General features: G+C 60.5%; 18 protein-coding genes and 1 tRNA gene. 10 read left to right on the top strand and 9 right to left on the bottom strand.

The features are described from left to right. Positions 1–178 precede the first annotated feature (178 nt). Positions 179–550, bottom strand: coding sequence for a hypothetical protein (locus QA639_RS22880; protein ID WP_152977684.1), 372 nt, complete (start codon positions 548–550; stop codon positions 179–181). 447 nt (positions 551–997) lie between these two features. Here QA639_RS22880 and QA639_RS22875 point away from each other — a divergent pair, with 447 nt between their 5' ends. The 6 genes from QA639_RS22875 (at position 998) to QA639_RS22850 (ending at position 5,632) form a co-directional block, all read left to right on the top strand. Next, positions 998–1,144 carry a hypothetical protein gene (locus QA639_RS22875; RefSeq protein WP_157348611.1) on the top strand — a complete coding sequence of 49 codons (147 nt, stop codon included), beginning with the start codon at positions 998–1,000 and terminating at the stop codon, positions 1,142–1,144. A gap of 799 nt (positions 1,145–1,943) precedes the next feature. Beyond that, entirely contained in the window at positions 1,944–2,117 is a 174-nt protein-coding gene (locus QA639_RS22870) for a hypothetical protein (protein ID WP_244978851.1), read from the top strand. A gap of 68 nt (positions 2,118–2,185) precedes the next feature. Then, positions 2,186–2,275, top strand: a tRNA-Ser gene (locus tag QA639_RS22865). A 157-nt stretch (positions 2,276–2,432) separates the two neighbouring features. Beyond that, positions 2,433–3,590: a three-Cys-motif partner protein TcmP gene (locus QA639_RS22860; RefSeq protein WP_283087465.1), complete on the top strand. Its 1,158-nt coding sequence runs from the start codon at positions 2,433–2,435 to the stop codon at positions 3,588–3,590. Between the two features lie 11 nt (positions 3,591–3,601). Continuing rightward, positions 3,602–4,366: a DUF5131 family protein gene (locus QA639_RS22855; protein ID WP_283087464.1), complete on the top strand. Its 765-nt coding sequence runs from the start codon at positions 3,602–3,604 to the stop codon at positions 4,364–4,366. A 96-nt stretch (positions 4,367–4,462) separates the two neighbouring features. Continuing rightward, entirely contained in the window at positions 4,463–5,632 is a 1,170-nt protein-coding gene (locus QA639_RS22850) for a hypothetical protein (protein ID WP_283087463.1), read from the top strand. Positions 5,633–6,244: 612 nt separating this feature from the next. On the opposite strand, the gene QA639_RS22845 is transcribed toward QA639_RS22850, so the two are convergent. Continuing rightward, positions 6,245–7,243: a hypothetical protein gene (locus tag QA639_RS22845; protein WP_283087462.1), complete on the bottom strand. Its 999-nt coding sequence runs from the start codon at positions 7,241–7,243 to the stop codon at positions 6,245–6,247. A 290-nt stretch (positions 7,244–7,533) separates the two neighbouring features. Beyond that, entirely contained in the window at positions 7,534–7,824 is a 291-nt protein-coding gene (locus tag QA639_RS22840) for a phage integrase central domain-containing protein (protein ID WP_283087461.1), read from the bottom strand. Positions 7,825–8,677: 853 nt separating this feature from the next. On the opposite strand from QA639_RS22840, the gene QA639_RS22835 reads away from it, so the two are divergent. After that, positions 8,678–9,232, top strand: a complete 555-nt coding sequence (locus QA639_RS22835) for an SGNH/GDSL hydrolase family protein (protein ID WP_283087460.1) — start codon at positions 8,678–8,680, stop codon at positions 9,230–9,232. 96 nt (positions 9,233–9,328) lie between these two features. On the opposite strand, the gene QA639_RS22830 is transcribed toward QA639_RS22835, so the two are convergent. After that, a complete protein-coding gene (locus QA639_RS22830; protein WP_283087459.1) occupies positions 9,329–10,249 on the bottom strand; it encodes an alpha/beta fold hydrolase in 921 nt (306 codons plus the stop codon). Between the two features lie 149 nt (positions 10,250–10,398). On the opposite strand from QA639_RS22830, the gene QA639_RS22825 reads away from it, so the two are divergent. Together QA639_RS22825 and QA639_RS22820 are read left to right on the top strand one after the other, a co-directional pair. Beyond that, positions 10,399–10,857: a winged helix-turn-helix transcriptional regulator gene (locus QA639_RS22825; RefSeq protein ID WP_283087458.1), complete on the top strand. Its 459-nt coding sequence runs from the start codon at positions 10,399–10,401 to the stop codon at positions 10,855–10,857. An 86-nt stretch (positions 10,858–10,943) separates the two neighbouring features. Beyond that, complete coding sequence (locus QA639_RS22820; protein ID WP_016847764.1) at positions 10,944–11,111, top strand: hypothetical protein; 168 nt, start codon at positions 10,944–10,946, stop codon at positions 11,109–11,111. Between the two features lie 12 nt (positions 11,112–11,123). Here QA639_RS22820 and QA639_RS22815 read toward each other — a convergent pair whose 3' ends face one another. Then, positions 11,124–11,942, bottom strand: a complete 819-nt coding sequence (locus tag QA639_RS22815) for an aminoglycoside phosphotransferase family protein (protein ID WP_283087457.1) — start codon at positions 11,940–11,942, stop codon at positions 11,124–11,126. 201 nt (positions 11,943–12,143) lie between these two features. On the opposite strand from QA639_RS22815, the gene QA639_RS22810 reads away from it, so the two are divergent. Further along, entirely contained in the window at positions 12,144–12,401 is a 258-nt protein-coding gene (locus QA639_RS22810; RefSeq protein ID WP_028332011.1) for a hypothetical protein, read from the top strand. A gap of 119 nt (positions 12,402–12,520) precedes the next feature. Here QA639_RS22810 and QA639_RS22805 read toward each other — a convergent pair whose 3' ends face one another. The 4 genes from QA639_RS22805 to QA639_RS22790 form a co-directional block, all read right to left on the bottom strand. Continuing rightward, positions 12,521–13,864, bottom strand: coding sequence for a PQQ-dependent sugar dehydrogenase (locus QA639_RS22805; RefSeq protein ID WP_283087456.1), 1,344 nt, complete (start codon positions 13,862–13,864; stop codon positions 12,521–12,523). A gap of 80 nt (positions 13,865–13,944) precedes the next feature. Then, positions 13,945–15,558: a DHA2 family efflux MFS transporter permease subunit gene (locus QA639_RS22800; protein WP_283087455.1), complete on the bottom strand. Its 1,614-nt coding sequence runs from the start codon at positions 15,556–15,558 to the stop codon at positions 13,945–13,947. Beyond that, entirely contained in the window at positions 15,555–16,712 is a 1,158-nt protein-coding gene (locus QA639_RS22795; RefSeq protein ID WP_283087454.1) for an HlyD family secretion protein, read from the bottom strand. The genes QA639_RS22800 and QA639_RS22795 overlap by 4 nt, the downstream gene beginning before the upstream one ends. A gap of 84 nt (positions 16,713–16,796) precedes the next feature. After that, complete coding sequence (locus QA639_RS22790) at positions 16,797–18,293, bottom strand: sensor histidine kinase (protein WP_283090613.1); 1,497 nt, start codon at positions 18,291–18,293, stop codon at positions 16,797–16,799. Positions 18,294–18,307 lie beyond the last annotated feature (14 nt).

Raw genomic sequence — 18,307 nt, 5'->3', positions numbered from 1 at the left:
TCGACCTCCCCGACTGGACTGGCACGACATCTCGGCACACCTGAATGCGCCGCCTGCGGCAAGGTAGGCTGGGTCGATGCCCAGATGGACTGGGGCGAGGTGATTGATTTCGCCAAGGGCGTCTTGGGCTAGGGGCTTTTTCGCTCGCCAGCCCGAGCATTTGAGCCGACGGGTGCGCCTAAAATTTACGTCCGGACGATTCCATCTTTTTGCATTCCCCGCTGACTGTAAGGGATTTCCCTTCCGACCTCAGCGTTTTGGTAGCTTTGCCTGACTGTCGGGAAATAATGATCGAAAGCGAAGCTGTGCTATCCTTTCCACCGATAGCAATTTTTGTCGGACCATCGAAGGAGAAGGAATCTTCGTTCACTCTCCAACCTCCTGCTGTATCGATATAGTACTGGAGGGTCGATGCGGCCATGTTCCAATCACCCGTTGAAGCTGGCGGAAAATCGCACTCCAATGCTGCGACCACAGTTTGCGCGTGACCCTCCAGGGTCAACGCTCCCAAGGCCAGCAGCGATAAAAATCCATTCCGTATGACTTGCACGTAAAGACTCCTCGAGGCGCTCATCGCATATCGATTGGCGATCTCACCAAAGCTGCATTTTAGCCTATTCTCCCCACCCGAAATTCCCGTGTTTCTACGGCCATCGTCGCCATTTCGCAAAGCGCGGAACGCTTATCTCCCAGCCATGCTCAAACGAAGGCCTCTCGAGACCCCGTCCGAAAGCGCTCGGCAATTTGCCGCCGATATGCGGGCGTTCCACGCCGGGCGCGACCGATCAAGCGTGACGAGTTAGCGGCCAATACCCGGGCATCTCCTCCTGCAATATATGCCTAAAGGCACGAAGCTCCGGCTTGCCGATGTCCTCGAGCTGTTCAAGCTGATGCGATCACAGTCCCAAAGACAACGACTGACGGGAAACTTTGCCCTTGATAGCAGCCTGCGGTTGATTCAGACTCTCGGAAGAAGATCACCGGGAGCAAGACTACGATGGCAACCATCGGCACCGTGACTTGTCTCGTACTTGTGGGCATTCCGATCGCGCTGATCATTGCCGCCCGTTTCAGCGCGCGCGCAGCCTATCAGAAGCAAATGACAGATAACGCGATGCGGTCCATGGGCAACCAGAGCACATGAAACTTGTCTGGGCGGTCGCAGTTTCGCTCATGCCTTGCGTACTTGCCGCGAATGCCAATGCCCAAAACTGTTTCACGGGCCCCATCAAAACGAAGGACGGCTCTTTGCAGACCTGGACTGTCGTCAATCGCTGTGGCGCACCGGTAACGATGCAATATTCGCTAAAGCGGCCCGACGGCAACAGCACAAAAAGCGCAATCGTCCCAGCCTGCAGCAGACAGCGAATTATTCAGACTTTCGAGACAGATCAGATCGAATTTCTAGGCACAGCCTATGGTGTAGGCTGGGAGAAGATATGCCCATCATCGAACGATGAGATTCGCTTCGAGAAACGACTAGAGAAATCAATCAATGGAGCGGATCAAATCCCCTTTCCGTCCATGAGCCCTCCGCCCCTGGCCGGCCCCGCGCCAATAGGCTCTGCGGGGCGGAAATCCATTCCCTAACAGGCCGCCGTCAGTTGGCGACTCCCTCGAAAGGGTACCCGGCCAAGCTCCGGCTTGCTGATGCCTTCCAGCACAGAGCAGATCGATGCTGGCGAGATCCACGAGAAAGAAGCTAGGAAGCCGCAAGGCTCGGACAGTCGCCCTCCCCGCCATGGCGGTCGAAGAGCTGCGCCCTTGGCGCGCGGCCCATGCTGAGGAATTGCTTCGCCTTGGAGTTCCATGGACCGCCGAGCTTCACGTCGTCACCCAAGCGGACGACAGCCGGCTCCAGCCGCAAAGCCTGACGCACGTCGTGCCCGACTTCCTGGGGGGACGTCGCCCTGCACAGCCTACGGCACAGACACGCCAGCCACATGCTGGCATCCAACATTCACCCCAAGGTGGTGCAGAAACGGCTCGGACATTCGTCCATCGCGATCACGATGGATCTCAGCCACCTGATGCCGAATATGCAGGGTGAAGCTGCCCCGGCGGTTGACGGGGTACTGCGCGCGGCCATAAACAAGCGCGCCGACGACGTTGGGTAGCAAGACGGTAGCAAAGTCCTAGCTTTGTTCTCACCCGCCAGCTAGAAACCTCAACGATTACAAGGCTTGGAAGGGTGGCCGAGTGGTTTAAGGCACCGGTCTTGAAAACCGGCGTGCCCGCAAGGGTACCGTGGGTTCGAATCCCACCCCTTCCGCCAGTCAAGCTTATTTTTCAACATCTTAAATGATCTGCTCACCAAACCACTAACCAATTGGTTGGCGTCGCCTGCGCCGCGCGGTCGATGAAGGCCGAACTAACTAGACAGAACAAATAGTGAACAATATAGTGCGAGTCGAATCTGCGGAGTAACGTGCATGCCGGCAACGAATCTACTCGAAGCTGTGCAAGGAAAGACTCCATTGGCAGGTGCAAAATTTTTTGATGAACGAACAGATCAATCGGAAACAAAAGCGAGGATCATCCAGAAATACTTCTACGCTTGGGCAAAAGTAATTATTCCCACAACGAAGCAACACGGCGGGAAGATCGCTTACATCGACCTCTATGCTGGACCGGGTCGATACAAAGACGGCGCAGCATCGACACCGCTGTTGGTTTTGGAACACGCCATCAATGACGCGGATATGCGTTCGATGCTTGTGACACTGTTCAACGATGCCAGCCCGGACCACTCCTCCAATCTTCAGCAGGAAATCAACGCGCTGCCGGGCATTGAGAAGCTGAAATTCAAACCGGACGTTCAGTGCAACGAAGTCGGAGCGGACGCAGAGAAATTCTTTGCCGAACGGAATATAATTCCGTCGTTCACCTTTGTTGATCCGTTTGGTTACAAAGGCCTGTCGCTGAAGATTGTAAATGGCGTCATCAAGGATTGGGGATGCGACTGCGTATTTTTCTTCAATTATGGACGCATCAATGCCGGGCTATCGAACGATAAAGTAAAGCAACATATGGATGCGTTGTTCGGTGTGGAACGCGCGGCCAACTTGCGGGAGAAGATTGCAGGAAAATCGCCTGATGCGCGTGAGACGTTAATCCTTGAAGAGCTATCACAGGCCATCAAAGGCATGGGTGGAAAATTCGTGCTTCCGTTTCGTTTCAAGCGTGGCGCGCGAACCTCGCATAGTTTGATCTTCGTATCGAAGCACTTTAGAGGCTACGAGATCATGAAAGCGATCATGGCGGGCGAAAGCTCGACCGATGATCAAGGCGTGGCGTCCTTTGCTTATTCGCCAGCCGACGCTTCAACGCCGTTACTATTTTCGCTATTGCAACCGTTCGACAAACTACTAGCGGATTTGCCCAAGGTGTTTGCAGGCGAGACTTTAACGATGCGCCAGATTTACGAAGATCATTCCGTTGATACTCCGTACATCGATAAGAATTACAAGGAGTCTCTTAGACAACTGGAGGCAGCAGGAGTGATCACAGCTGATCCACCAGCAGCGAAGCGGCCCAAACGGGCAGGCTCCGTCACCTTCGCGGACCACGTAAAGGTAACGTTCAAGTAAGGAATTCCCCTATGGCCACAAATTCACCGATCGAATGGACAGAAGCAACTTGGAATCCAGTTGGTGGTTGCACGATCCTGTCACCGGGTTGCACGAACTGCTACGCAATGCGCCTTGCTCGCCGATTGGAAGCGATGGGGCAACCAAAATACGCGGGCACCACTCGCGTGACCGGTGGCCGCGCTAAGTGGAATGGCAAAATCGTTCTAGACGATGCCGCCTTAAACATCCCGCTGAAGTGGAAGACCCCAAAAATCATCTTCGTCAATTCGATGTCGGACTTGTTTCACGAGGATGTGCCACTGGAGTTCATCGGCAAAGTTTTTGATGTGATGCAACGTGCTCGACACCACACCTTTCAAATTTTGACCAAACGTGCAGAACGGCTCTCTAGTGTTGCGAACCAGCTTCCGTGGCCGAATAACGTTTGGATGGGAGTAAGCGTCGAAAACAACGAATATACCGATCGAATTGACCATCTGCGTTCGACACCGGCATTCATTAAGTTCTTGAGCCTCGAACCGTTGCTTGGTCCACTTGAAAGCTTAAATCTTGAGGGCATCGACTGGGCTATCGCGGGCGGCGAAAGCGGTCCCGCCGCGCGTCCGATGGACCCTGATTGGGTACGATCTATCCGGGATCAATGCGTAGACGCGGGCGTTGCCTTCCACTTTAAGCAGTGGGGTGGAGTGCAAAAGAAGCAAACCGGTCGGGTGTTGGACGGGCGAACGTGGGATGAACTTCCAACTGCGAAGGCATCAGTGGTGTTGGCTTAAGCGAATACAAGAAAGTATCAGTTTGTTGATGCGCGCGTCGTCGCCTGTACTCGGCGAACTCAGTCCATCTTGTAAGGAGTCCAGGTGCAATATCGAGTGACTGCCGAGTATGCGCCACCGCGCTATTGGGAGCAGTTTGAGGAGCTCTGCGCCGACGTTTTCCAATCCCAGTTCGGTGATCCTGCCCTCGTGCGGCACGGCCGGGCTGGTCAAGCGCAGCATGGTATCGATATTCTCGCACGCAACGGCGGCGTCTATCCGATTGGACTGCAATGCAAGAAGAAGTCGCAATGGCCAGTAAGGACCCTGACCAAGGCCGACGTCACGGCGGCGATTAATGAAGCTTCGAAATTTGATCCTGCGCTGAAGGAATTCTACATTCTCACGACAGCCCCGGACGACGCTCCTTTGCAGGCGCACGTGGCGACCCTCAACCAAAAGCGCGAAGCGGATGGCCTATTCCGGGTCGTCGTGCTGGGCTGGGGCGAGATCGTACGTAGGGCTACGAGCGATCCCGATGTGGCCGACAAGCACTTCGGTCCAACCGGCGGCAACGCTCGTCGTTCGCCGCTGCTCGCGGTCTGGATGATGTCGGGTGGTGCCCTCGAAAAGACTGGACGAGAACTTGAGCTGAGCGTTGCCGAGTTAGAACAAGATCTGCGCGACATGCCGGCGGGGCATTTCGTCATCCGCCAGCGGGAAAGCGACGCCATCGTTGAGAAACTTAAGGCATACGAGCGACCTGGCCTGTCGGTGGCTCAGAGGCAGGAGCGCATCAATCTTCGAGAGAAACTGCGAGTCCTTACCGACTGGGAGATGCGCGCCGTCGAGGGGGTACGGGCCATGCTGACGGACCGACTGATTGCACCTTGGGTGCTGAAGGCGTGGAGTCCCAGCCTCGTCCACGTGTCAGTGGCGGCCTACGTTCAGAACGATACTGACGGTGCCATCGGCAAATGGTCTCCATCAAGCGTGCTGCGGTTGTATCCACCCAACGACCGCAAACGTGAGCATCGCTGCTCCGTGAGCTTATCGAACGAGGAGGCCGCATCGGTGATGCGTGCTGAACAAAAACACTGGGCCACTTACAAGAAGCCGCTGGTACCCACTGTCCTCGAGCTACCGGCGACGGTCCGGGCACGGGCGGCCGTTCCGCGCATCGTGCGGGGCATCAACGATTTTAGGGCGGTCGATCGCTTCACAGATGAACAGATTCAGGCTCTTGGGGCGTTCGACATTGGACTATGGGAGTACGAGCAGGCCTAGGAATGCGATTGGCTAGTCAATTTGGTGAGTGCGTCGAAATTCATGAGCAGTGACAACTCTCCGGGAACGCTCCGGGCGGAAGGCGCGTCCGTCCGGGTTATGAACCGCCAGGACGATTTCCTTCTGTGCGGTACGCGCGGCTCGTCGGCGGCTTCGCCAGTCGCGAAAATGCTCAGGGCTATGTCTTCCGAATTGCATCGCCTGCTGCCTCCGTTGTGGCGCAAACAGTGATGCGCTGATCCGCCCTGCCCCGTCCAATTTGCGCTTCGATCAAGAGCAGTCAGGAGCGATCGGAGGTGCAAAACATTTGTGGAAATCAGCGGCCGGATTGGGTTCGGCGGAGCAACCGTCCGCTCGTCGCGTTGAAGAAACTCAGAAATTGGGCCGCGCTCACCAGAATGACTAGCCAAATCGGGTCAAGCGGTCAGGGTCGAGCCGGGCGCCCTGATGCATTCAAGGAAAAGCCCGGCGCAATGGCCGGGCTTTCCCGTAACTCTCCCGAGGGCCGGCCCGAAGGTGACACTTGGCCGGCGCAGTAGTGCGGCCTCAGCAGCGTTCCCCTCGGTTACAACGCCGAAACGAATTGCGGTGGCTCCACCCCATCAACTGTCATCAGCCGGCTGCTACCGGACCGGCCGATGAGGATTCGTCTTTACCAAGGGTTATCTCAATTCCCAGCAACTGAGACACCGACCTCATATCTTGAAATGGAATGAAAAAGCCCTCGGGACGCTGATCACAAGGTAGGTCCTCTCCTGCGAAGTAGAGTCCGATAAGAGCCCGGCTACCGTCCACCACTAGACTTCCCGAGTCGCCCCTACAACCGAATTGGCGAGACGTAATACCAGCTCCGTAAAACCATCGGCCATCGACGTTTACATTTCCTACCCCAAGATAGTTGCCTTCGTTTGTCCCTGTTCGTCCTCCAGCTTTGTAAATAATCATCCCAAGATGCAGTTTACCTATCTCGCCGCGAATTTGCCCGAGCCCAGAAAGCTGACCCCAGGCGACGTTTGTGGCAAAGAGCGTCGCTAGTGCTGCGTCAGTGCCGCCGGCGTTCTTCATCGGTATAAAGCAGTGCAAATTCCCAATTTCTGTAGCGGTGTCGAGTTCATAAATCGGGTCTCCGGCAACTCCACCGTTACTGAGCGCAATGACGTGATTATTCGAGAGGAAGCACGCTGCATTCGTGCCGCACGATGTCCCACTATGTTGCATCTGTATTCCGTGTACAGCGACTCCTAATGTCCCCCACATAGTCCCTCGACGATTGGCAACACGATCACCGCCAATGTAGGGAGCCCCGGTAGGCTTCGAAGGAAAGTTTGGCCCCAAGGGATCGTTCGGATCGCCTTGTATAGGATAGCCGTGATAAACGATCCTTGGACCATGCTCGATTTGAATTCGTACGGAATGCTTCGAAGCCCCGACGACAAAGATTTGACGAAAGACGATCTGACTGCTCGCTGGGTGGTCAGGATCATGAATGATCCTTAACACGAACAAATCATCAGCGACTTGCGGGGCATGTCGGACTAGAACAAGTCCTTCTACGTCCTTATAGGAATCGAGTATTGCGTCAAGTAAGCCCTGTACCAGTTCACTATCCATCGGGCCCTCCTGCTTACAGTTGAGGATGGATTTCGTGGTTTGGCGAGACGGGCGCGTCGCTCCTCTCAAGGAGGCCGCGACCGCATTTTCACAAATTTGTTGCTTAAACAAGGGAACTCTTATCAGGCGCAACTACCGCGAGCAAGCTATTGGACAGCTCTGCGGCGTTTTTACGCGCATGGAGTTCGCCAATCTCCCTTCGAGGGTGCTGCGCCAGATCAGGTATTGGCCATCGCTATAGGGGGCATAGCGGGCTCTCGCAAAGCCGTCAGTTCGGCCGATCCACTGATTCACCGCCTCAGTTCTTTTCTGATCATTGGCGTGATTAGTGCTCCGCGTTGTTGAATTCTCATACGCGTGCGCGACCCTGTTTCGCGTGCGTTTGTCCAGAGCGTTCCTTTCTTTTCGGCGCGCTCATGATCTTGTTGCAGGACCTTCAATACGTCATCGGTCGTGATCTCGTGTGGCTGCTTATTCCCGATGATTGGATAGACGTAGGTCGTGAGCGTGTTTTCCCATTGCTGACGATGTTTTGCATTCTTCCAGCCATCCTTGCGGTGCGTGATGTAATCGCGAGCCACTTGTTCAAATGTTTCGCCGTCCGCGGTTTGTTGCTGAAACCGCTTTGTTTGCTGCGGCGTCCCGTTCGGCTAACGGATCACGTCCGGCCTTAATTCGCTTTTGTAGTTCCGCCACGCCTTCAACATGGCAATGTCGATTGGCTCATATGTCTCGAGCGTCATCAATCGCCGCTGCCCGGCCCTCGTGGAATAGCGAAGGGCCCAAAAGGCCGATCCGCTCTTGGCGATCACGAGGTAAAGGCCAACGCTCGTGCGTCCAAATTCCCGGTTTGGCGGCTTTAACGAGGGTTTCGATTGTGCCGTCCGGATTGATGACGGGCCGGGCTGTTGGCGGTTCTTACAGTAGCAATCGTGGTGGTGTGCATTCGCTGGCGTCCTGAAAATGGTTAGTCGCCACGCTAGTCACCAAATCGATCTCACCACCGCGTTTAGACCCTGATTGCTCGTGACGGCTCTTGATCGGATAAACTTGTGGATAATCAAAACGATGGCGGAGGTTTTGAACGTTGGTGAGTACTCGTGACGCCGCAAGGTAACGGACACCCCTTCAGCCACTGCTTTTCGATTGGGCGACGTCCTGCCGGGCTCGGAGCTGAGACCAAAGAGGCCGCGATAGCCAACCACCAGATGGCCGCAACGAAGGTAACGGGTTGCGCGCCGCCGTATCCGGCCACCTCCCGCAGGACGTGATCCGCAGAAAGTGATCGCTCCGGCGTTGTGGGGTTGTTTCCGAATATTGCTCGGGCTGGAGCCGCGATGATAGCTCTGAGGAGCAATGCGTCGCGCACTACCTTGGGTTTTGGCCGTTACTTTTCTGATTGGTTTTGTCGCTTCCTTTGCGGAGCTGCAGAGGATGCGCAACCGCTTCGGCGAAGTGTCTCAGCACGCGTTTCACGATCATGCCGCGGTGCGCGAATTCATGATACGCGCTGCGCTAGCCGACGCGCCGGCGCCGATCGTCGTGCTTGGCGACAGCATCACCGAAATGGCTCCGCTGCCCCGGCAGCTCTGCGGACGTCCGGTCGTCAATGCCGGCGTTGGCGGTCAGACCATCGCGGAGGCAAAGCAGCTCGCCGGGCGCGTGCTGCAGGACCAGGGCGCGTTCTTGCTCGTCCTCGCGGTCGGCGCCAACGACGCCGGATCGCCAACGGCGCAACGCGACTTCACCGACCTCATCGAGACTGTCAAGTCGCTGTCGACGCGGCCATTGGTGGCCATCGCCGTCGCAGCTGACGAACCGACCAACCGGGCGATCGAAGCCGCCGCAGCTGCGCGTGATGTTCGGTTTATCGACCCGCATCTGCCGCCCGGCGCGAAGATGGCCGACGGCATTCACTTCACTGCGGCCGCCTACAGGGCCTGGGTGCCGGCACTTGAGGCGGCGATCTCGGCGGAATGCACGATGTGACTTGCGAGGGCCGGCCCGACGACTGGCACGGCCCACAATACAGGAGCGTTGCATGGTCCTTGCTGCCCTGCCCGCGGCACGCGATCAGGCGCGCAGTCACGTTTGCCGGATGAACTCCGCAATCAGGGCGGCAATTTCCTCAGGCGCATCCTCGAAACAGTAATGCCCGACACCGGCAAGGCGCCTGACCGGTGCCGCCGGGAAGATTGCGGAGAACAGCGGCAGGAAATGCTCTGCGCGCAGCGTGCGATCCGCCTCGCCCCAGATCGCGAGCGCAGGCTTGCTGCGGATCAAACGGTCGGCGGCGGGATCGGGCGCCTGGAATTGATGCGCGCCGGTCGCAAGGCCCTTGGCCCAGCCGATCGCACCGAGGCAGTCCGCCGGACGGGCGAAGTGCGCGCCGTAGGCGGCGAGCCAGGCGTCCGTGATGACGGCGTTGTTCTCGAATCCGTTGAGTTTCAGCGTGCTCAAAATGTTGAAGCCGAGCTGTCCGAGAACCGGTTCGAGGTCGCCGCTCGCCTCGGCCTTTGCGATCCACTGAAACCACGGCGAGACCTGCGCGTTGGCGGCAACGCGATCGAACAGATCGCCCTGCCCGAACGGCGTTGGCCCATTGGCGGAGACGATGCGGCGGATCCGGCCCGGATGCCGGGTCGCTAGCCCCATGCCGACCGGGCCGCCGAAATCATGCATGACGAGCGTGATATTGGTGAGATCAAGCGCGCGCACCAGCGCTTCGAGATTGTCGACATGGTCCTGCAGCCAGTAGCTGCGATGCGCCGGCGTCGCGCTCTTGCCAAAACCCATGTGATCCGGAACGACCACCCGGTGCGTCGCACTGAGGCCCGGCACGAGGTGGCGGAACAGATAGCCCCAGCTTGGTTCGCCGTGCAGGCAAAGCAGCACCTCGCCGTCCCGCGGACCTTCGTCGACGTAATGCATCTGAAAGCCCGGCGCCGCGCTGAAATGCGGTGCGAAAGGAAAGGTGCCGTCGAACGCGGCGTCGGCTTGGATCATGGCGGACCTCAGGAGGTTTTAATTTGAAACCATCGTGTATCGCTTGAGGTTTTACTTTGCAACCAATATATCGAACCCACGATCGGGTGGTTTTCCGGCCGCGGCACTGAGCGCCGATCACCCCCAGGGAATGAGTGTTGAGGATCACGATGGCCAAGCGAGTGAGCCACAGGGACTCGATGTGCGGCGTTGCCCGGCCGCTGGATGCGATCGGCGACTGGTGGTCGCTGCTGATCGTCCGCGATGCGTTCGACGGGCTGCGCCGCTTCGGCGAGTTTCAGAAAAGCCTCGGGCTTGCCAAGAACATCCTCTCGGCCCGGCTCCGCAATCTTCTGGCGCATGGCATCATGGAGACGGTGCCCGCAAGCGACGGCAGTCCCTACCAGGAATATGTGTTGACCGAAAAGGGACGCGGCCTCTTTCCGCTCCTCGTTGCGCTCCGCCAATGGGGTGAGGATTTCTTCTTTGAACCCGATGAGGCGCATGTGCTGCTGGTCGACCGCAAGAACAGGCTGCCGGTGCGACGGCTCGAATTGCGCGCGCAAGATGGACGCGTCGTTGGCGCGGAGGACACGATGGTGCGGCTGCCGCCGGCTTCACCTGAGTGAGAGAAGCGAGCGTGTCGCGCGCCCCATCAACAGCAACCGGATGTTAACCCCCCGTGCCGCAGCATCCGCGCGTGGAGGTTCGACCAATGCAGACATTCCGGATTTCGCTGAGCGATGGGACGCGGCAATTCCACACGGCGATTCAGGCGCCGGACCCCGCTTCCGCGCGCATCAAGGCCGCATACTTCTTCGATATCTCGAAGTGGCGGATTTTGAGCGTGTCGCTGAGTGGAGCCAGCGCCGCGGCGGCGTAGTCGCTGCGCGCCCTACGCCATCCGGTCGAGTTCGGCGGCGGCGAGTTGTACAATCGTAAGGTCGATTTCGGCGAGCGGATCGCCATCCCCCAGAAACCATGCGGCCGACAAGCCGGTCCAGGCTACGATCCATGACAGCAGGCGCCGGCGATCCAGCCGCGCCGCTTCAACGACGATATCGAGCCGCCGCGCAAAGCGTCCGGGTTCGATCGCGACCGGCTGTGTCGGATCCGCAAGATCCGGATTGGTGAAGATGTTGGCGAAGTCGAAGCTGCGCTCGCCGACAAGATGCTTCGGATCGATCGCAAGCCAGCCGCGCGCGCCGAAGTCGAGCACGTTGTCATGGTGCAGGTCGCCATGCAGGACCACGATCTCACGCTGATCGCCCAGCAGAGCTTCGGCAACTTCCGCGGATCGGTTCAGAATGCCGCCATGCGCCCTCGCCGCGGGCCACAACTCACGAAACCAGTGCGCTAGCGGCGTCAGATCCGGCCGCGGCTTCGCTCTCTCGGCGTGAAGCCGATCAGCCGTCGCACAGAGAATCCTGCAGGCCTCGTCGTCCTCGCCGGTTCGCGCCATTTCGCTGAGCGAAGCCGATCCCGTCGCCCTCTCGAGCAGAAGGGCGTCGCCGTCACGGGCAAGAACCCGCGCCGCACCTTCGCCGTCCCACCACTCCATTACGACGGCACCGAGGCGCTCGTCCGGCTCGTGCGAGAGCTTGAGCATGGCCGGCTCCCCATGCCGGCGCACCGGCAGCAACCGTGCGGCGTGCGTCACGATCGGGTCACCGTCGGGGACAAGACTCCAGGCCGAGAGATAGGGAGCGAACATTTGGGTGGACTGACCGGGGACGAGGTAGCGAGCCTCGTGGTTCTAATCATTGCTTCCGCGCGCTGCCACGCCGGTTCCCTGCGGCGCATCGTGGCAGGGCCACGCGAACCGGTTCCCCGCTGCCCTGCCCATGTTGGCTGATGACAGCCCCCACCCATCTCGCGCTACAATGTCGCAGCCGGTGCTACGGAGGGTGTGGCGATGCCGCGAAAGGGAATTACCGGACACGACGAATGGGTGGTCACGGAGGCCCTGGCCACAGCGCTGGTGGCGCTCGAACAGCTGCCGACCAAGCATCAGCCGCGCGCGCATATGGAGGATGTCCGAAAAATCCTTACCGCCAGATGTGAGGCCGGCGCCGTCACGCTGCATCTTGCGCAGGCCAAGTGCAGGTTGTTTCCCGACACCGATCCCCTGACCATCTACGAGGAGTATGGCCTCAAGGACGGGCTCGGCTAGCGCGCGCCGCTTACAGCGCTAAAGCATGATCCGGAAAAGTGCGAAGCGGTTTTCCGAAAAGATCATGCTCAAACAAAGAGCTAAGGCGCGATGACGATTCAACCTAATCTCATCGCGCTTTAGTCGCGGCTGACGCGCCAGATCGTGCCGTTGCCGTCTTCGGAGACCAGCAGTGCGCCGTCGCGCGCGACCGTCACACCGACCGGACGGCCCCAGACCTCATCCTCGCCGATGACGAAGCCGGTGACGAAATCCTCGTACTCGCCGGTCGGCACGCCGTCCTTCAGCCTGATGCGAATGACCTTGTAGCCGGTGCGCTTCGACCGATTCCACGAGCCGTGTTCGGCGGCAAACGCATCGCCGCGATACTCCGGCGGAAAGCTGCTGCCGGTGTAGAAGGTCAGGCCGAGGGACGCCGAGTGGGCCTGCAACAGCACGTCGGGGACCGTCACCTTGTCCTTCAGGTCGGGCCGCGCCCCGGCATGCGCGGGGTCTTCGTTGCCGCCGATGTAGTACCAGGGCCAGCCGTAGAACGCGCCTTCGCGGACCCGTGTCACATAGTCGGGCACAAGATTGTCGCCGCGGCCGTCGCGCTCGTTGGTCGAGCACCACGGCGTGCCGCTTCCGGGCTGGATCGCAAGTCCGACGCAATTGCGGATTCCGGTAGCAAACAGCTTTTGGTTCTTGCCATCAGGATCGAAGGCGAGCACGGCAGCGCGGTCGGTCTCGTCGCCCCAGGCAGCGCCGAGTGCGTGGTCGCGGCTCCAGGCCTCGATCCCCTTCGGCGGGCGGCCGAGCCCCTCGCCTGCGTTGCCGGCGGAGCCGACCGACACCAGCATCCGCTTGTCGTCCGGGGTGAAGACGATATCTCGCGTGGAATGGCCGTAGCCGTGCGGCAGCCGGGCGACGATGGTCTCGGGCTTTCCCGACGCCTTGAGATCGCCGTTACGGTAGGCAAAGCGCACGACGCTGTCGGTGTTGGCGACATAGAGCCATTGCGGAGCGTCGCCGCTCGGGAAGAACGCGATGCCGAACGGCTGGTTCAATCCGGTTGCGTAGACGTCGTTGGTCGCGGGCCTGGTGGCGCCTTCGGCGCTGCGCAGGATACGAATGCGGCCGGAGCCGGTTTCCACCACGAAGATATCGCCATTGGGCGCGGTCCGGATGATCCGCGGGCCGCTGAGCCCGCTCGCAAACAGTTCGACCTTGAAGCCTGCCGGCACCTGCGGCGCGACCGATGCAGGTCTCGGGATGACGCGCGGAAACTTGCTGCTCGACGCCGTTGCCCCGGGCTTGGGCAAGTCCTGCGGCGTGATCAGGCGCACCGTGCCCGGCTTGTCGCGTTGCCAGTCGCCGAAGGCTTCCGCGCCTTTCAGCACGGGCTCGGCGCCCGACCGCGTGATGCTGACCGCCGCGAGGAAGACGGCCGACAGACCCGCAGCGGCAAGACTCGTCCTGGGCATATGCTCCTCGCGCGATTTCGCTTCGGTCACGCCGTTCATAGCGCGGTTCGGCCGCTCCCGCGTTCACAATGTCGTCTGCTTTAATGTCCCTTGGGCGGCGCGGTCAGATCGACCGGTTTGATGATCAGCGCCAGCGGGATCATCACGAGCCCGATGATCGAGAGCATCCAGAACACGTCGACATAGGCGAGCAGGTCGACTTGCCGCTGCAAGGTCTGGCCGACCCAGGCGACCGCCTGGGACGCGGCGTCCGATGCGTTCGACCCCTGCGCCTGAAAGAATCGCGTCATCGTGTCGATGGTCTGCTGATACCCGATATCCGACGGCGCGGCATGCTCGACCAGCCGGCTCTGGTGGAATTGCTGGCGTTGCGCCAGTGCGGTCTGGGCGAGTGCGACGCCCATCGACCCGCCGATATTGCGCGCGACGTTGATCAGCGCCGAGGCCTGGTTGGTCTTGTCCGGCGGCACGCCGTCATATGAGGCCGTCGTGACGGGCAGAAACAGGAACGGAAGCCCGGCGGAGAGGAAGATGCGTGCGAGCGCAGCATAGCCATAGGTGATGTCGCCGTTCAGTCCCGTCAGGTGCCACATCGAGAATGCAACGATGCAGCCGCCGATCGCGATCAGATATTTCGGTTGGACGCGACTGACGAGATTGCCGACCACCGGCATCAAGATCAGCGTGACGATGCCGCCGGGCGACAGTGCGAGCCCTGCAAGCAGCGCAGTATAGTTCAGCTCGGTCTGCAACAGCTGCGGCAGGAGCTGCGTCGATGAGATCAGCACCGCACCGGTGCACAGCATCACCAGGAAACAGGATCCGAACTGGCGACGTCCCAGCAGGCGGAGATCGACGATCGGGTCCTTGCGCGTCAGCTCCCAGGGGATCAGCGCGATCAGGCAAATCGCCGAGGCCAGCGCGAAGCCGACGATCATGTTGGACCCGAACCAGTCCTTGCGCTGGCCTTCGTCGAGCACGAATTCGAGCGAACCGAGCCCGATCGCGACCAGCACGAATCCGATGTAGTCGACGCGCAGGCCGTCCTTGAGGAACTCCTTGCGTTCCTGCTCGGCGCCGGACGGCTCCTTGACCAGCGTCCCGACCAGGAACAGCGAGAGCAAGCCCATCGGCACGTTGATCAGAAAGATCCAGTGCCAGCTATAGGTATCGGTGATCCAGCCGCCGAGCGTAGGCCCGACCACGGGAGCAACCACCACCGCGACGCCGTAGATCGCGAACGCCTGGCCACGCTTGGCCGGCGGAAAGGAGTCGGCGAGGATCGCCTGCTCGCTTGTCGCCATTCCGCCGCCGCCAAGACCCTGGATGATCCGGAACAGAACCAGCGCCTCCAGGCTCCAGGCAAGCCCGCACAGCAGGGACGCGAATGCGAAGATGCCGACGCAGATCATGTAGAAGCGCTTGCGGCCGATCACGGTCGAGAGCCAGCCCGAGATCGACAGCACGATCGCGTTGGCGACCAGATAGCTGGTGATGACATAGGTGCTCTCGTCGATGCCGACCGCCAGGCCGCCCGCGATATGGCGCAGGGCCACGTTCGCGATGGTGGTGTCCAGCACCTCCATGAATGTCGCGATCGAGACGACGAAGGCGATCAGATAGGGGTTATGTCCGCCAGCAGCCGAACGCTCCGGCGACCAGGCTGCGCCGCCGCCTGCCGCAACGTCGCTCATCGCACCCTGGTCCAGGGCACGACCGACATGCCCGGCCCGATCGGAACGTCATTCGGCCAATTGTCGATCACGATCTTCACGGGAACGCGCTGCACGACTTTGACGAAATTGCCGGTCGCGTTCTCCGCCGGCAGCAGGCTGAACGCAGTGCCCGAGCCCGGCTGAACCGAAGCCACGCGGCCGGTGAGCTTCCGCCCCGGATAGGCATCGATCCTGATCTCGACCGGCTGGCCCGGGCGCATGTCCGTCAGCTGCGTTTCCTTGTAGTTGGCGGTGATCCAGACCTCGTCAGGAACGAACATCATGACGCTCTGGGCCGGCGCCACATAAGTGCCGACCGCGCCGCTCAGCTTGACGACGCGTCCGGATTGCGCCGCGACGATGCGGGTATATTGCAAATTCAATTTGGCCTGATCGAGCTGAGCCTGCGCCTGCTCGAGCGATGCCTTGCTGCTCTTGAGCTGAGCCTCGAGCGTCTTGACGCCGAGCTCTGCGGCAGTCACTGCCGTTCTGGCGCGGCTGGCATTGGCCTGCTGGGCGTCGAGATCCGAGCGGGTCTGCTGCTGCCGCTGCACCGTGCCCGCGCCCTTTTCGACGAGGTTCTGGGCGCGCTCCGCCTCCTCCCGCGCGAACTTCAATTGCGCCTCGGCCTGCTCCTGCTGCGCCTTGGCTTCCTTGATCTGCTCCTGCTGGCTGTCGATCTGGGCTTCGACGTTGGCGATATTGGCCTCTGCGACCGCGACCTGCGCGCCGGCTTGATCGACTGATATCTTGTAGTCGCGCTCGTCGATCCTCGCGAGGAGATCGCCGGCATTGACGTGCTGGTTGTCGGTGACGGGGATCTCGACGACATAGCCGCCGACCTTTGCCGCCACCGCAAAGCTGCGTGCGGCCACGAACGCGTCATCGGTCGATTCATAGTGACGCACGTTGAGCCAATAGCTCACGCCACCGATGATCGCGAGCAGGAGCAGACCGGCGCCGACTGTGGCAAGCAGCCAGTGCTCGCGCAGCCGGTCGCGCATCGATGGCTTGCGCTCGGTTTCCTGCTGTGGCGAGGATGCGCCGTCGGGTCGCGATCCTTGCTCGGGATTGTGCTCGGGCTGCCGCGGTTTCTCCCCGGACGGCCCGCGCTCTCGGGTTTGGGCATCCACGGTAGCACCTCAAGCCACGAATGGAGCGATCAAGCCCCGTTAACCGCAGCGTCCGGCGCTTGGTTCCTGTTCGGGTGGGATGCGCTACAAGGCCCTGGAACTGACCATGGGCTGGCGCTGCTCGGCCGTCGACAAATCGCGGTAGGCCGCGGGCTCTCCAGCCAGCGCCTTGAGCGGAACCGTGAGCCGGCACACCAGACCCTCGGTGCGCCAATCGAAGTCGGCGCGACCGCCGAGCTGGGTCTCGATGCTGGCGATGACGCTTCTCGTGCCGAAACCTCTCTGCTTCGGCTTGGTCACGGGAGGTCCGCCCGATTCCACCCAGGCCAGGATCAGCGTTTCGTCGTGCAGTTCCCAGGTGATCGCAAGCCGGCCCGACAGCACCGACAGACTACCGTATTTGGCGGAGTTGGTGACGAGCTCATGCAGCGCCAGCGCCAAGGTCTGCGCGGTCGCGGGCTGCAACTGCACCTCTTCGCCATCGATCTGGATCTGTCCGGCTTCCGAATACGGCGCGATCTCCTCGGTGACCAGCCGCCGGATTTCGGCGCCCTGCCAGCTCGACAGCGACAGCACCGTGTGCACGCGTGCCAGCGCCGTGATGCGGCCCTCGACCGCCCGCACATAGGCGGTCACGTTCTGCGCGCGCGTCAGCCGCACGATCGATTGCGCCAGCGCGAGCGCGTTCTTGGCGCGATGATCGACCTCGCGGGTGAGCAGGCTCTGCCGCTCCTCGGCCTTCTTGCGATCGGTGATGTCGACGGTGACGCCGCTCACCCGTACCACCTTGCCGTTGCGGTCGCTGGTGGCCGCGGCTGTGCCGACGCACCAGCGCACTTCGCCGTCCGGCCGCATGACGCGGAATTCGGTTTCATAGGACGTCTGGCCCTTGCCGAAGCCGGTCCAGGCTTGCCGGAGGTGCTCGACATCGTCGGGATGAAACAGCGCCTGTATATTGTCGGAGGTGAGCTTGAAGGATTTTGGGTCAACGCCGAAGATCTTGTATTGCCCCTCGTCCCACATCCAGTCGCCGTTGACCCAATCCCAGTCCCACGAGCCCATCTTGCCGGCGGCAATCGCCATGCTGCGGCGCGCCTCGCTTTCGACCAGCCGCGTGGTCGACTGCTCGAGCTCGGCGGTGCGTGCGCGCACGCGGTCCTCGAGCTCCGCGTTGAGGCGTTCGAGCTGCCGTGTCTTGCGGTAGAGTTCGGCGAACACGCGGATCTTTGCCCGCAGCACCTCGGGCACGACGGGCACCGGCACGTAATCGACCGCGCCCATCTCGTAGCCGCGAAGCCGGTCGATATCGCTGACCTGGATCGCCGAGATGAAGATCATAGCGGTCTTCTGGAAGCGCGGATGTTCGCGGATCATCGCCGCGAGCTCGAAGCCGTCGAGCTCTGGCATGCAGACGTCGACCAGGATGACCGCGACTTCGTTCTTGAGCAGGAACTCCAGCGCCTCGCGGCCCGACGACGCGGCGACCAGCGTCTCGCCGAGCTCCTTCAGGATGACCTCATAGGCCAGCAGCTTCGCCGGCTGGTCGTCGACCAGAAGGATGTTTACCTTTTCGTGGTCCATCATGTTCGATCGCC

It is taken from the genome of Bradyrhizobium pachyrhizi, from assembly GCF_029714545.1.
Classification (GTDB): domain Bacteria; phylum Pseudomonadota; class Alphaproteobacteria; order Rhizobiales; family Xanthobacteraceae; genus Bradyrhizobium; species Bradyrhizobium pachyrhizi.
Note: the sequence above shows the minus strand (reverse complement) of the source record. Positions and strands in the feature narration are given on the sequence as shown.

Bases quoted from the DNA above. Each gene is read 5' to 3' on its own strand.
- QA639_RS22875 (WP_157348611.1), top strand. From the start codon at position 998: ATGGCAACCATCGGCACCGTGACTTGTCTCGTACTTGTGGGCATTCCG.
- QA639_RS22855 (WP_283087464.1), top strand. From the start codon at position 3,602: ATGGCCACAAATTCACCGATCGAATGGACAGAAGCAACTTGGAATCCA.
- QA639_RS22825 (WP_283087458.1), top strand. From the start codon at position 10,399: ATGGCCAAGCGAGTGAGCCACAGGGACTCGATGTGCGGCGTTGCCCGG.
- QA639_RS22830 (WP_283087459.1), bottom strand. From the start codon at position 10,249: ATGATCCAAGCCGACGCCGCGTTCGACGGCACCTTTCCTTTCGCACCG.
- QA639_RS22820 (WP_016847764.1), top strand. From the start codon at position 10,944: ATGCAGACATTCCGGATTTCGCTGAGCGATGGGACGCGGCAATTCCAC.
- QA639_RS22815 (WP_283087457.1), bottom strand. From the start codon at position 11,942: ATGTTCGCTCCCTATCTCTCGGCCTGGAGTCTTGTCCCCGACGGTGAC.
- QA639_RS22790 (WP_283090613.1), bottom strand. From the start codon at position 18,293: ATGGACCACGAAAAGGTAAACATCCTTCTGGTCGACGACCAGCCGGCG.
- QA639_RS22805 (WP_283087456.1), bottom strand. From the start codon at position 13,864: ATGCCCAGGACGAGTCTTGCCGCTGCGGGTCTGTCGGCCGTCTTCCTC.
- QA639_RS22810 (WP_028332011.1), top strand. From the start codon at position 12,144: ATGCCGCGAAAGGGAATTACCGGACACGACGAATGGGTGGTCACGGAG.
- QA639_RS22845 (WP_283087462.1), bottom strand. From the start codon at position 7,243: ATGGATAGTGAACTGGTACAGGGCTTACTTGACGCAATACTCGATTCC.
- QA639_RS22835 (WP_283087460.1), top strand. From the start codon at position 8,678: ATGCGCAACCGCTTCGGCGAAGTGTCTCAGCACGCGTTTCACGATCAT.
- QA639_RS22800 (WP_283087455.1), bottom strand. From the start codon at position 15,558: ATGAGCGACGTTGCGGCAGGCGGCGGCGCAGCCTGGTCGCCGGAGCGT.
- QA639_RS22870 (WP_244978851.1), top strand. From the start codon at position 1,944: ATGCTGGCATCCAACATTCACCCCAAGGTGGTGCAGAAACGGCTCGGA.
- QA639_RS22860 (WP_283087465.1), top strand. From the start codon at position 2,433: ATGCCGGCAACGAATCTACTCGAAGCTGTGCAAGGAAAGACTCCATTG.